At 72.3% G+C, this 12760-nt stretch carries 12 protein-coding genes and 1 rRNA gene; 1 reads left to right on the forward strand and 12 read right to left on the reverse strand.

Annotation, left to right across the window (positions count from 1 at the left end):
* Positions 1-56: 56 nt before the first annotated feature.
* Positions 57-509, forward strand: coding sequence for a DUF2510 domain-containing protein (locus DEI95_RS12720; RefSeq protein WP_111060460.1), 453 nt, complete (start codon positions 57-59; stop codon positions 507-509).
* A gap of 24 nt (positions 510-533) precedes the next feature.
* On the opposite strand, the gene arfB is transcribed toward DEI95_RS12720, so the two are convergent.
* The 12 genes from arfB to rrf form a co-directional block, all read right to left on the reverse strand.
* Entirely contained in the window at positions 534-956 is a 423-nt protein-coding gene (gene arfB / locus DEI95_RS12725) for an alternative ribosome rescue aminoacyl-tRNA hydrolase ArfB (RefSeq protein WP_111060461.1), read from the reverse strand.
* A gap of 43 nt (positions 957-999) precedes the next feature.
* Entirely contained in the window at positions 1000-1992 is a 993-nt protein-coding gene (locus tag DEI95_RS12730) for a site-specific tyrosine recombinase XerD (protein WP_111060474.1), read from the reverse strand.
* 62 nt (positions 1993-2054) lie between these two features.
* Positions 2055-2654, reverse strand: coding sequence for a DoxX family protein (locus DEI95_RS12735; protein ID WP_111060462.1), 600 nt, complete (start codon positions 2652-2654; stop codon positions 2055-2057).
* Between the two features lie 77 nt (positions 2655-2731).
* Positions 2732-3310, reverse strand: coding sequence for an NUDIX domain-containing protein (locus tag DEI95_RS12740; RefSeq protein ID WP_111060463.1), 579 nt, complete (start codon positions 3308-3310; stop codon positions 2732-2734).
* Positions 3311-3495: 185 nt separating this feature from the next.
* Positions 3496-5223 (reverse strand): CTP synthase, encoded by a 1728-nt coding sequence (locus DEI95_RS12745; protein ID WP_375232127.1) that lies wholly within the window; start codon positions 5221-5223, stop codon positions 3496-3498.
* A 103-nt stretch (positions 5224-5326) separates the two neighbouring features.
* On the reverse strand, positions 5327-7018 hold the full coding sequence (gene recN / locus DEI95_RS12750; protein WP_111060464.1) for a DNA repair protein RecN: 1692 nt from the start codon (positions 7016-7018) through the stop codon (positions 5327-5329).
* A 118-nt stretch (positions 7019-7136) separates the two neighbouring features.
* Positions 7137-8063, reverse strand: a complete 927-nt coding sequence (locus tag DEI95_RS12755; RefSeq protein ID WP_110825825.1) for an NAD kinase — start codon at positions 8061-8063, stop codon at positions 7137-7139.
* Positions 8060-8968 (reverse strand): TlyA family RNA methyltransferase, encoded by a 909-nt coding sequence (locus tag DEI95_RS12760; protein ID WP_111060465.1) that lies wholly within the window; start codon positions 8966-8968, stop codon positions 8060-8062. The genes DEI95_RS12755 and DEI95_RS12760 overlap by 4 nt, the downstream gene beginning before the upstream one ends.
* A 73-nt stretch (positions 8969-9041) precedes the next feature.
* The gene (locus DEI95_RS12765; RefSeq protein ID WP_146243661.1) at positions 9042-9281 is read right to left on the reverse strand and encodes a hypothetical protein; all 240 of its coding nucleotides are present in this window, start codon (positions 9279-9281) and stop codon (positions 9042-9044) included.
* A 220-nt stretch (positions 9282-9501) separates the two neighbouring features.
* On the reverse strand, positions 9502-10476 hold the full coding sequence (locus DEI95_RS12770) for an HAD-IIA family hydrolase (protein ID WP_258367608.1): 975 nt from the start codon (positions 10474-10476) through the stop codon (positions 9502-9504).
* 31 nt (positions 10477-10507) lie between these two features.
* Positions 10508-12076, reverse strand: coding sequence for a primosomal protein (locus tag DEI95_RS17005; RefSeq protein WP_258367609.1), 1569 nt, complete (start codon positions 12074-12076; stop codon positions 10508-10510).
* 578 nt (positions 12077-12654) lie between these two features.
* Positions 12655-12760 (reverse strand): 5S ribosomal RNA (rrf, locus tag DEI95_RS12775); the annotation flags it as partial.

Here is a 12760-nt window from a genome sequence, read left to right on the forward strand (position 1 = left end):
CGTGGCGGGTAGCGTCGAACCGCACTGATGACACCCCACAGACCCCAGGAGTTCCCGTGACGCTGCCGGCCGCCGGCTGGTTCCCGGACCCGCGCGACACCGCTCGACTGCGGTGGTGGGACGGTCACGCCTGGGGCGAGACCACCCGGGTGCTGCCCCGCGTCGTCCCGGAGCCGGCGCTGCAGGCGCTCGCGGTGTCGAGCGGTCCGGCGTTCTCGGTCGAGGCCGCCGGTCGTCCGACCGAGCTGCAGTCCTGGGCCTACGGCAGCACCGAGCGGCGGTTCTGCGTCTTCGCGGTCCTGGCCGTGCTGTCCGCCGTCGTGTCCCTCGTGCTGAACCCGTGGGGCGTGTGCAGCCTCCTCGCCGTGGTGACCGGCGTCGTCGCCCTCGTGCGCCCCGGCGCGACCGGAGCATGGCGGGTCGTCGGGCAGAGCGTCGGTACCTCGGCGCTCGTGCTCGCCGTCGCGACGGGCGTCGTCGTGCTGAACACCCACCTGCACCTGTTCTGACGGACCGCCGCGCCGCCTCGACGATCAGTCGTCGGACGGACGACGACGGTGCTGCTTCGTCACGGACCGCTGCTGCTTGGTCGCGAGACGCCGGCGCTGGGAGCCGCGCGTCGGCCGGGTCGCCCGCCGCGGTGGGCCGGGCGGGGCGAGTGCCTCCCGCAGGAGCTCGCGGAGTGCGTCGAGGGCGGCCTCGCGGTTGCGCAGCTGGGACCGTCGCTCGGACACGGTCACGGTGATCGTGCCCGCGACCGTCCGCCGGTCGAGCCGCTCGAGGACGCGTGTCCGCTGCTCCTCGGTGAGCGCCGCTGACGCCACGACGTCCCAGGTGAGCTGGACGCGGCTGTCGGAGGTGTTCACGTGCTGGCCCCCGGGGCCGGACGACCGCGAGAACCGCCAGCGCAGTTCGGCCTCGGGGACGGTGAGCCCCGGCCCCACCTCGAGGTCCATGCGCCAAGGATCGCACGATCTCCGCGCGGCCAGCTCGCTCCCGCTACCGCCGCGCCCGCGGGTGCGCCGTCTGGTAGACGTCCCGCAGCATGTCGGCCGTCACGAGCGTGTAGATCTGCGTCGTCGCGACGCTCGCGTGCCCGAGGAGCTCCTGCACGACACGGACGTCCGCCCCGCCCTCGAGCAGGTGCGTCGCGAAGGAGTGCCGGAAGGTGTGCGGGGAGACGTGGTCGGCGAGCCCGGCACGTTCGGCCGCGGCCTGGATGACGAGCCAGGCGCTCTGCCGGGACAACCGGGCCCCGCGTGCGCCGAGGAACAGCGCCGAGGTGCCGCTCCCGCGAGCGGCGAACACCGGCCGCGCCCGCACCAGGTAGGCGTCGACCGCCGCGCGTGCGTAGCTGCCGAGCGGCACGATCCGCTGCTTGTTCCCCTTGCCGGTGACCCGTACGACCGAGACATCGGTGTCCTCGTCCGGGACCCCGTCGACACCGGCGAGCGTCGTCACGTCGTCGACGGAGAGCCCGACCGCCTCGGAGACGCGCGCGCCGGTCGCGTACAGCAGTTCCAGGAGGGCGCGGTCGCGGAGCTGTGCCGGTTCGTCACCGACCACCGCGCCGAGCAACCGCTCCATGTCGTGCACGGAGATCGCCTTCGGGAGCCGCATGGGCGCCTTCGGCGGACGCACGGAGGCGCCGGGGTCGAGCGGCAGCCAGCCCTCCGCCGCCGCGAACGCACTGAACGACCGCACCGAGCTGAGCATCCGGGCGACCGACCGCGGTGCGAGCGGCCCGTCCGGCCTCGTGGCGAGGTGCTGCACGAACCCGGCGAGGTCCGCGCGCGCGAGCCGCCCGACGTCGTCGAGGACCGCCGCACCACCGGCCCGGTCGGCACCGGCGGAGTCGACGACAGGCTGCGTGCCGATCCAGTCCCCGAAGGTCGACAGGTCGCGCCGGTAGGCGGACAGGGTGTGCTGCGACAGGCCTCGCTCGATCGCGATGTGCCGCAGGTAGTCCTGCACGGCACGCTCGAACGGCATCACCCGACGAGGCTACCGGGGCACGGGCCCCGGCCTCGGCCCCGGCCCCGGCCCCGGAGGAGCTACTCGGCCGAGGGCGCACCGTCGCCGGACGCCGCCGGGGCCGGCGCCTCCGTCGGGGCCGCCGCGTCCGCCGCGTCCGCGGCGTCCGCCGCGAGGGCCTTCCGACGCTGCACGACCTGCACCGCGATCGCGACCGGCACCGCGGCCAGGGCGACGGCGCGGAGCCACGGCCGGTCGAGGGCGTGCCGGGTTGCGTGGTCGAGCGACACCGGGCCCGGGCCGCCGAGGGCGAACATCGCCGCCGAGAAGCCGAGGAACGCCGGCAGTTCCAGGCCGCCGTCCGCGTTGAAGAAGCCGTTCGGCGTGTGCACGCTGGAGGCCACCCCCATGGTCGTGGCGGCACCAGCGCCGGCGATCGGGGTGGCGAGGCCGAGCGCGAGGGCGGCACCGGAACCGGCCTCGCCGATGCCGGCCAGGACGGCGTTGCGGCGGCCGGGCCGGAAGCCCATCGCGTGCATGCCCTGCGCGGTGCCGTCGATGCCACCGCCGCCGAACGCGCCGAAGAGCTTCTGGGCACCGTGCGAGACGAGCACCGCTCCGAGTGCGATGCGGAGCAGGGTCGTCGCGGTGACGGCTGCGGTGGTGGTGCGCGAGCTCATGGGGGTCCTCCCGGTCGTCGGTGGTCCGGCCGCCCGTCCGACGCGGGTGAGCACGGTGCCGCCGACGGTACGCCGTGTCAGCCCTGCGAGTGGCGCTCGATGGCCTCGACCGCGAGCGTCGCGACGATGAGCGCCGAGTTGTGCAGCCGACCCGCGAGGATCCCCTCCAGGAGTTCGGCGCGCGGCACCCAGCGGATGACGATGTCGGCTTCCTCGGCCTCGCGCTCGAAGGCGGACTCGGTCGCACGCACGCCGGTCGCGCGGTACACCTCGATGAACTCGTTGCTGCCACCCGACGAGGTGTTGTAGCGCACGAGGTGCTGCCACTCGTCGGCCTCGACGTCGGCCTCCTCCGCGAGCTCGCGCTTCGCGGCGGTGAGGTGGTCCTCGCCCTCCTGGTCGAGCAGCCCGGCGGGCAGCTCCCAGTCGCGCAGTTGGACCGGGTGCCGGTACTGCTGGATGACGAGGACGCGGCCTTCGTCGTCCTCCGCGTACACGGCGACGGCGCCGGTGTGGTCCACGTACTCACGGACCATGTCGGAGCCGTTGTAGTCGATGTGGTCACGGGTGATGTCCCACACCGCGCCCTCGAACACCCGCTCGGAGGCGGTGACGTGGTGGGAGGCGGTCTCGTCGGCGATCGGTGCGTCAGTCACCTCGCCATCCTGCCCCACCCGGCCCGGGCGGGCCCACTGGCTGTGGACAGACGGACGGGAGGCTCCCCGCCAGCTGGTGGTGGGCCCACGCCGGCCGGTTCCGGACCGACGCGCCAGCGGCGGTCCGGCCGTGCCCGGTGGGGAGCCTCCCGTTCGTCGTCCGGTCGCGACCGCGACCCGACCCACTAGGCGACCGCTTCGGTCTCCGGGTCGAAGAGCCGCGTCGACTCGTTGCGCTCGATCGCCGCACCGACGAGGCCCGCGAAGAGCGGGTGCGCGCGGTTCGGACGCGACCGGAGCTCCGGGTGCGCCTGCGTACCGATGTAGAACGGGTGCTCCGCACGGTCCAGCTCGACGTACTCGACGAGCGTGCCGTCCGGCGAGGTACCCGAGAAGCGCAGGCCGGCGTCCGCGATCTGCTCGCGGTAGTGGTTGTTCACCTCGTAGCGGTGACGGTGACGCTCCGATGCCTCGGTCGCGCCGTACAGCTCAGCCGCCAGGCTGCCGTCGGTGAAGTGCGCCGGGTACATGCCGAGCCGCATCGTGCCGCCCAGGTCACCGCCCGCGATGATGTCAACCTGCTCCGCCATGGTCGCGATGACCGGCGTCGAGGTCTCCGGGTCGAACTCGGTGCTCGACGCGTCGAGCAGACCGGCCTCGTGGCGGGCGTACTCGATGACCATGCACTGCAGGCCGAGGCACAGCCCGAGCGTGGGGATGTTCTGCTCACGCGCGAACTTCAGCGCGCCGAGCTTGCCCTCGATGCCGCGGATGCCGAACCCACCGGGGATGCAGATGCCGTCGACGTCGCCGAGGTTCTTCGCGGCGCCCTCGGGGGTGATGCACTCGTCGGACGCGACCCACTTCAGCGTGACCTTGGCGGTGTGGGCGAAGCCGCCCGCGCGCAGGGCCTCGGTGACGGACAGGTACGCGTCCGGCAGGTCGATGTACTTGCCGACCAGGGCGATCGTGACGGCCTTCTTGGGCTCGTGCACCGCGGTCAGCACGCCGTTCCAACGCGACCAGTCGACGTCGTGCGCCTCGAGGCGGAGGGCCTCGATGATGACCTGGTCGAGGCCCTGGTCGTGCAGCATCGTCGGGATGTCGTAGATCGAGGGGACGTCCACGGCGTTCACCACGGCGTCCTCGTCGACGTCGCACATCAGGGCGATCTTGCGCTTGTTCGCGTCCGAGACGGGGCGGTCCGAGCGGAGCACGAGGGCGTCGGGCTGGATGCCGATCGAGCGGAGCTGCGCGACCGAGTGCTGCGTCGGCTTCGTCTTCTGCTCGCCGGAGGCGTTCATGAACGGCACGAGTGAGACGTGCACGAAGAAGACGTTGTTCCGGCCGAGCTCGTGGCGCACCTGGCGGGCCGCCTCGATGAACGGCTGCGACTCGATGTCGCCGACCGTGCCGCCGACCTCGGTGATGATGACGTCGGGCTGCGGGTCGTTCTCCGCCTGCTCGCGCATCCGCCGCTTGATCTCGTCGGTGATGTGCGGGATGACCTGCACGGTGTCACCGAGGTACTCGCCGCGACGCTCCTTGGCGATGACCGTCGAGTAGACCTGCCCGGTCGTGACGTTCGCCGACTGGGCGAGGTCGATGTCGAGGAAGCGCTCGTAGTGGCCGATGTCCAGATCGGTCTCGGCGCCGTCGTCGGTCACGAAGACCTCGCCGTGCTGGAACGGGTTCATGGTGCCCGGGTCCACGTTGAGGTACGGGTCGAGCTTCTGCATGACGACCTTGAGGCCGCGTGCCGTGAGGAGGTTGCCGAGGCTGGCCGCCGTCAGGCCCTTGCCGAGAGACGAGACGACCCCGCCGGTCACGAAGATCTGCTTCGTCACCTTCGGGGTCTTGCTGTCGATGCGCGCTGTGCTTGCCTGGGTACCGCTGCTGAGAGTGTCCGCCACGGGATTCCATCGTACGTCAGAAGTGCCGGGAGGCGCGACCCGCGTTCGCCGGGCGCGTTGCGTCCGGAGCGTGGTCGCCGACGCGGGGCGGGCCTCCCGGCCGTCAGGCGGACCGACCGGCGACCTCGAGGAGTTCGCGCGCGTGCTCCATGCCGCTGGCGCTGTCGCCGAGACCGGAGAGCAGCCGTGCCATCTCCTGCAGGCGGTCGTCGCCCTCGAGGCGCCGCACGCTCGACGAGGTGACCGCGCCGCTGGCGTCCTTGACGACGTTGAGGTGGTTGTTCGCGAACGCGGCGACCTGTGCGAGGTGCGTGACCACGATGACCTGCGTTCGCTCGGCGAGCGCCGCCAGGCGTCGGCCGATCTCGATCGCAGCAGCGCCGCCGACGCCCGCGTCGACCTCGTCGAACACGAACGTCGGGACCGTGGTGCTCCCGGCCATGACGACCTCGATCGCGAGCATCACGCGGGAGAGCTCACCGCCGGAGGCGCCCTTGCCGATCGGCCGGGGGTCGGTGCCCGAGTGCGGCTGCAGGAGGATCGCCACCTGGTCCCGCCCGTGGCGACGGAACTCGCCCGCGTCGGTGACCTCGACCACGAGGGTCGCGCCGGCCATCGCGAGGCTCTTCAATTCGGCCGTGACCCGCTTGGCGAGGTCCGTCGCCGCCTTGCTCCGCACCTTGGTGAGGGTGGCGGCGGCGGCCTCGAGGGCGACCAGGTCCGCCTCGACGGCCTGCTGGAGTCCGACGATCCGGTCGTCGTCGCCGTCGAGTTCGAGCAGCCGGTCGGAGGCACGCTGGCCGTAGGCGATGACGTCCTCGACGGTGTCCCCGTACTTCCGGGTCAGTCCGGCGAGCAGGGCGCGGCGCTCGTTGACGAGTTCGAGGTCGTGGCCCGCTTCCGGCTCGAGCGAGCCGATGTAGCTCGACAGCGACGCCGAGGCCTCGCTCGCCTGGATCCCGAGCTCGGTGAGCTGTTCCAGCACCGGCTGCAGGGCCTGGTCGACGTTCGCCACCCGTTCGATCGCACGCCGTGCGGACTCGACGAGGCCGATGACGTCGGGCCCGTCGAGCGACTCGCTCGAGACGGCCTCGTGCGCGAGCCCTGCGGACAGTCGGAGCTCCTCGAGGTTCCCCAGCCGCTCGGCGCGTTCGGCGAGCTCGGTGTCCTCGCCCGGCTGCGGGTCGGCTGCCTCGATCTCCTCGGACGCCTCGCGGAGCCGCGCGGCCTCGGCGAGCCGTTCGTCCCGGTCCCGCGTGAGCGTCTCGAGGTCCCCGGCGTGCTGCTGCCAGGCGTCGTACACGGCGACGTACTTCGCGAGGGCCTTCTCGACCGCGCCCGCGCCGAACCCGTCGAGCGCGGCCCGCTGCGCCGACGCCGAGGTCAGCCGGATCTGGTCGGACTGGCCGTGCACGGTGACGAGCTGGTCGGCCAGTTCGCCGAGCACGGCGACGGGCGCGCTGCGGCCCCCGACCGTGGCGCGGCTGCGACCCTCGGCGGAGACCGTCCTGGTGAGGATGAGCTCGCCGTCCTCGACCGTCCCGCCGGCGTCCTCGACCCGCTCGGCCACGGCCGCGTGGTCCGGCAGGTCCCAGCGTCCCTCGACGACCGCGCTGGACGCCCCGCGACGGACGGAGCCGGCGTCCGCCCGGGCGCCGAGGAGCAGACCGAGCGCGGTGACGATCATCGTCTTGCCGGCTCCGGTCTCACCGGTCACGACGGTGAAGCCCGGGCCGAGCTCGAGCGTGGCGTCGCCGATCACGCCGAGGTCGGAGATGCGGATTTCCTCGATCACTGGATGTGCTCCTGCTGCTGGTTCACGTCGTGGTGCCGGTGGTCGTGCTCGTCGTCCGGGCGGCCGGCTGGGTCGCTGACAGGTCAGGCCGGACCGGCGCGGTGGTCGCACGAGGGCGTCACTGGACGTCCTCGTCGTCACGCTGCGGGCCGCGCCAGCCCGCCACCGGCAGGCGGAACTTCGCCACCAGCCGGTCGGCGAACGGAGCGTCCTTGAGCCGCGCCACCCGCACCGGATCCGGCGACCGGCGCACCTCGACCCGCGCTCCGGGAGGCAGGTCGTGCGTCCGGCGTCCGTCACACCACAGCACGCCCACGCCGCTCGTGCGCCGCAGGACCTCGACCGCGAGGACGCGGTCCGGACCGACCACGATCGGCCGGGAGAACAGGGCGTGCGCGCTCAGCGGGACCATGAGGATGGCGTCGACGTCGGGCCACACGACGGGGCCGCCCCCGGAGAAGGAGTAGGCGGTGGACCCGGTCGGCGTGGAGAACACCACGCCGTCGCACCCGAAGGAGGACAGCGGTCGGCCGTCGACCTCGGTCACGACCTCGAGCATGCGCTCCCGCGAGGCCTTCTCGACCGTCGCCTCGTTGAGCGCCCAGCTCGAGTAGACGATCTCGTTGCCGACCACCACGTCGACCTGCAGGGCGACGCGCTCCTCGACCTTGTACTCGCCGGTCAGCGCGCGCTCCACCGTCTCGGCGAGTCCGTCGCGCTCGCTCTCGGCGAGGAAGCCCACGTGGCCGAGGTTGACCCCGACGATCGGTGCGGAGGTGCCCCGGGCCAGTTCGGCAGCGCGGAGGATCGTGCCGTCCCCGCCGAGGACGATCACGATCTCGATCTCGTCCGGGCGCACGTCGACGCCGAGGATGTCGACCTGTCCGACCGACGCTTCCGCTCGGCGGACGTCGGCGTACTCGTCGAAGGGCATCACCGGGGTGAGGCCGGCGGCGTGGAGGATGTCACAGACCTCGACAGCGGCGTCGATCGAGTCGCGCCGCCCGGTGTGCGAGACGAGCAGGATGTGTCGTTCGTCGCTCATGGAGCTCCCTCCGCCAGTTCCGTCGCCCGGACGATCCATTCTGTCGGGTTCTCCCCGCGACCCCGCTGGAGACGCGCGAGGTACTCCTGGTTGCCGTGGGTGCCGACGATCGGCGACGGCGCCAACCCGGCCGTCCCGAAGCCCAGGTCCCACGCTGCCCAGAGGACGTTCATGAGGGCGTCCTGCCGCAGCGACGCGTCGCGGACGATGCCCTCGCGGATCCCGGTGCGGCCCACCTCGAACTGCGGCTTCACGAGGAGGACGAAGTCGTCGGCGGGCACGGCCTCGACCAGTGCCGGCAGGACCATGCGGAGGCTGATGAACGACAGGTCACCGACCACCAGGCTGGTGTCCGCCGCGGCCGGGTCGAGGGCGAGGTAGTCGCTGCTCGTGAGGTTCCGGGCGTTGACCCCCTCCACCACCGCCACACGGTCGTCCGAGGCGATCTCGGGAGCGAGCTGGCCGTGACCGACGTCGAGGGCGACCACACGGGCCGCGCCTCGCGACAGCAACACCTGGGTGAACCCGCCCGTGGAGGCGCCGACGTCGAGCACGGTCCGCCCGCTCGGGTCGACGTCGAACGCGTCGAGTGCGGCGACGAGCTTGAGCGCAGCGCGGGAGACCCATTCGTCCTCGGCGTCCACCGTGACGTCGGACGCAGCGGTCACCGGCGTCGACGCCTTCACCACCGGCACACCGTCGACCGTGACACGTCCGGCCTGGATCAGGGCAGCGGCGGCCGTGCGGGAGCGAGCGAGGCCCCTGGCAGCGACGGCCGCGTCGAGGCGTTGCGTGGAGGCGCGGTCGCCCGTCGCTGGCCTGTCACCGGTCTGTGCTGCGTTGCCGGTCTGTGCTGCGTTGCCGGTCTGTGCTGCGTCGCTGGTCTGTGCCGCGTCGCTGGTCACTGCCGTGGCATGCTCTCCGGGGCGGGGCGTCGACGACGTGAGCGGCGCCCCCTGGTCACGGGCTGTGCCGCGGTCAGGCACGTGCGGCCCCACCCTGCTCGAGCCGGGTCCGGAGGTCGTCGTGCAGGGCTGAGAAGGCGTCCGCACGCTCCGCGAGTGGCATGGCTTCCACGGCCTCGGCACGCCGTCGGAGGGAGCCGCCGAGGTCGCCGCCGAGGTCGCCAGATCCGCCAGCTGCACGCACGACACCGTCCGCTGCAGGATCGTCGTCGCCGGTCGACGTGCTGCTCGCCGCGCCGTTCTGCGATCCCATCCCCAGCGGCTCGTTGAGCGCCTCCGCGCCCAGCGCGTCCGTGTCCAGCGCCTCCGTGTCCAGCGCCTCCGTGTCGTTCGTCGGGGCGACGGGTCGCGGCGGACCGGGCACTGCACGCGGAGCTACCGGAACGGCCCGCGGGGGTCCTGGGACGGCCCGTGCAGTCGGGAGGACCGGCTCGGCAACGTCGTCGGTCCGGGCCTGTTCCACGCCCGTCACGCTACTCGCCGCCGTACAGCTTCGGGTCCACGTCCAGCCCGTAGATCGCCAGTCCGGAGTCCCAGATCGCTGTCGCGCCGGCACGCAACAGGTCCATGTCGTCCGGTCCGACTCGTTCGGCGCGGACGACGTGACCTCGCATGCTCACCGTCGACTCGCCGACCGTGACCCGGCGCGTGCCGTCCCGGTCCTCGTGCCGGATGGTCACCGGGTACGGCTCGTGCAGACCCCTGAGGTCTCGGAGCACGTACGTCGGTCGCGACCGCTGGTCCGCTGCGAGCACCTGCTTGGGCTGATCGATGCCAGTGAGCACGAGCACGCTCGGGATGCCGGCGTCGTTCGCGCCCTTGATGTCGGTGTCCAGTCGGTCACCGATGAAGAGCGGGCTCGCACCACCGAACCGAGCGAGGGCGGCGTCGAAGATCGGCCGCTCGGGCTTGCCCGCGACCACCGGCATCCTGCCGACGGCCTGGTGCACGGCCGCCACGAGCGTGCCGTTGCCGGGCGCGATGCCGCGCTCGACGGGGATCGACCAGTCCATGTTGGTGGCCACCCACGGTACGGAGGCGTCCGCCAGCGCGAAGGACGCCTCGGCGAGCTGCTTCCAGCCGAGCTCCGGGGCGAAGCCCTGGATGACGGCAGCCGGGTGGTCCTCCGCGCTGTCGGTGACGACGAAGCCGGCCTGTTCGACGATCGTCGTCAGGCCGAGCCCACCGATCACGAGCACGGTGGAACCCGCCGGAACCAGCGTCGCGAGGAGCCGCGCACCGGCCTGGGAGGACGTCACCACGTCGTCGGCGGTGACCTGCAGACCGTACTGCTCGAGGTGTTCCGCGACGTCCACCGGGCGCCGCGACGCGTTGTTCGTGATGTAGCCGACACGCGCCGTCGAGGCGGCCCGGGTCAGGGCCTCCACGGCGCGCGGAACAGCGTTCCGTCCACGGTAGACGACGCCGTCGAGGTCGGTGAGGACCACGTCGACGCCGTCCACCGGCGGCCGAGGGGTCTCAGCCTGCTGCGGAGCCGTCGATGTCCCGCGGGTTGTCCTCGTCGCGCTCTCCGAGGTCGTCCCCGGCGACGCCGTCGGATTCGTCGTTCCCGAGGGTGCTGACGTACCCGTTGCCGGGCTCGGCGTCCCCGAGCTCTGCGTCGTCGAGCTCGCCGTCCTCGAGTCCGGAGTCGTCGGACTCGTCGCGTCCGGGCTCGATGTCGAACCCGTCGTCTTCGAGCGCTTCCTCGACCACATCCACTGTCTCCCAAGCATCGTCTTCAGCGGCCTCGGCGAGAGCCTCGGCCGCACGGTCGACACGGGCCCACCATTCGTCGGCCTCGTCCTGGCGGCCGAGCTCCTCGAGCGTGGCCGCGTAAGCACTGTAGAGCGCCGGTGACCAGCTGTAGGCCGTAGACGGGTCGAGCTGTGGAATCTCGAGTTCGCCCAGCGCGGCTGTGGGGTTCCCGAGGTCGAGCCGGGCTCCGGACATCGCGATCGCGAGTTCCACCTGCACCGGCGTCTCCAGGGCGGCGCGGTCGACCGAGCGACCCAGCTCGAGCGCACGCTCGGGTCGGCCGAGGCCGCGCTCACAGTCGACCATCATCGGCAACTGGTCGTTCCGGCCGGAGATGCGTCGGTACGTCCGGAGTTCCCGGAGCGCCGTGGCGAAGTCACCGAGCCGGTACGCCGTGATCGCAGCCGTCTCGCGGACGACGGCGACGCGGCCGGCACGACGAGCCGCGCTGAGGGCGTGCTGGTTCGCCAGCTCCGGGTCGGTGTCCACGAGCATCGCGGCGGTGACGAGGTGCCGGGCAACCCAGTCGGCGTTGTCCTTGCTCAGCGTCTTCAGCTCGGCACGCGCGGCGGGGTGCAGGTCACGCGCCTGGATCTCCTCGGGGATCTCCGGGTCGTCGTGTCGCGGCCGGATCGACCGGGTGCCGTACGGGTCGCGGTCTTCCCAGTCGTCGCGGGCGGCCTCGCCGAACCGCGCGCCGGCCGAGCGCGAGCCGTCTCCGAACCGCTTCCGGTCGGCGCCGTCGCGGCCCGGACGGTCGTCGTCACGGCGCGGACGCCCTCCGTCGCGGAACGGACGATCGCGGTCACGCCGGGGCCGGTCGTCACCGCCGCGGAAAGGACGGTCCGGACCACCGGAACGAACCGGCCGGTCGCCGTCACGGCGCGGACGGTCATCGCCGCCACGGATGGGGCGGTCACCGTCACGACGCGGGCGGTCATCGCCACCACGGAAGGGGCGGTCAGACCCGCCGGAGCGGTAGGGGCGGTCACCATCGCGACGCGGCCGGTCATCGCCACCACGGAACGGGCGGTCAGACCCGCCGGAGCGGTAGGGGCGGTCACCGTCACGACGCGGCCGGTCGTCGCCACTCCGGAACGGGCGGTCACCGTCACGACGCGGCCGGTCATCGCCACTCCGGAACGGGCGGTCACCGTCACGACGGGAACGGTCATCGCCACCACGGAACGGACGGTCGCCGTCATGGCGGGGGCGATCGTCACCACCGCGGAACGGACGGTCTCCGTCTCGACGCGGCCGGTCGTCGCCACCGCGGAACGGACGATCCAAGCCCCCGGAGCGAACCGGGCGGTCACCGTCACGACGGGGTCGGTCGTCTCGACCACGGAAGGGACGGTCACCATCACGACGCGGACGGTCGGACGAAGGGCGGTCCGATCGCCACGAGGGGCGGTCCGAGCGCGCTCCACCCTCACGGAAGTCACGACCAGCCGGCCGCCGATCCGACGACTCGTTGGAGGGACGACCGGCGCCGCGACGGTCATCGCCACGCTGCCCCTCGCGGCGTTCGAAGTCGCGAGGTCCGGACGACCACCCACCGCGGTCACCGCTCCGCTGCGGACCGCCGTCGCGTCGAGGCCGGTCCTGACGGTCGCCGTCGCGCCCGTCTCGTCGCTGTTCGTCGTCGTTCGCCACCGTAGCTCCTCGTTGCGTGCCGAGATCAGATGTCTCGACTGTCGTCCGCTGTGTCGTTGTGTGTGGGCTGTGCAGCTCGCCCTGCGTCAAGTCCATCACGAACCCAGCGCAGAGTCGACCTGTGGAGCACCCTGAGAATGAGAAATGGCCACCGACCCTCCCGAGAGCTCTCGCTCTCGATGGAGGGCCGATGGCCACATCTGTGAAAAGAAGTCCGGCGGCGTCCTACTCTCCCACAAGGTCCCCCTTGCAGTACCATCGGCGCTGAGAGGCTTAGCTTCCGGGTTCGGAATGTGACCGGGCGTTTCCCTCTCGCTA

The organism is Curtobacterium sp. MCBD17_008, assembly GCF_003234475.1.
Classification (GTDB): domain Bacteria; phylum Actinomycetota; class Actinomycetes; order Actinomycetales; family Microbacteriaceae; genus Curtobacterium.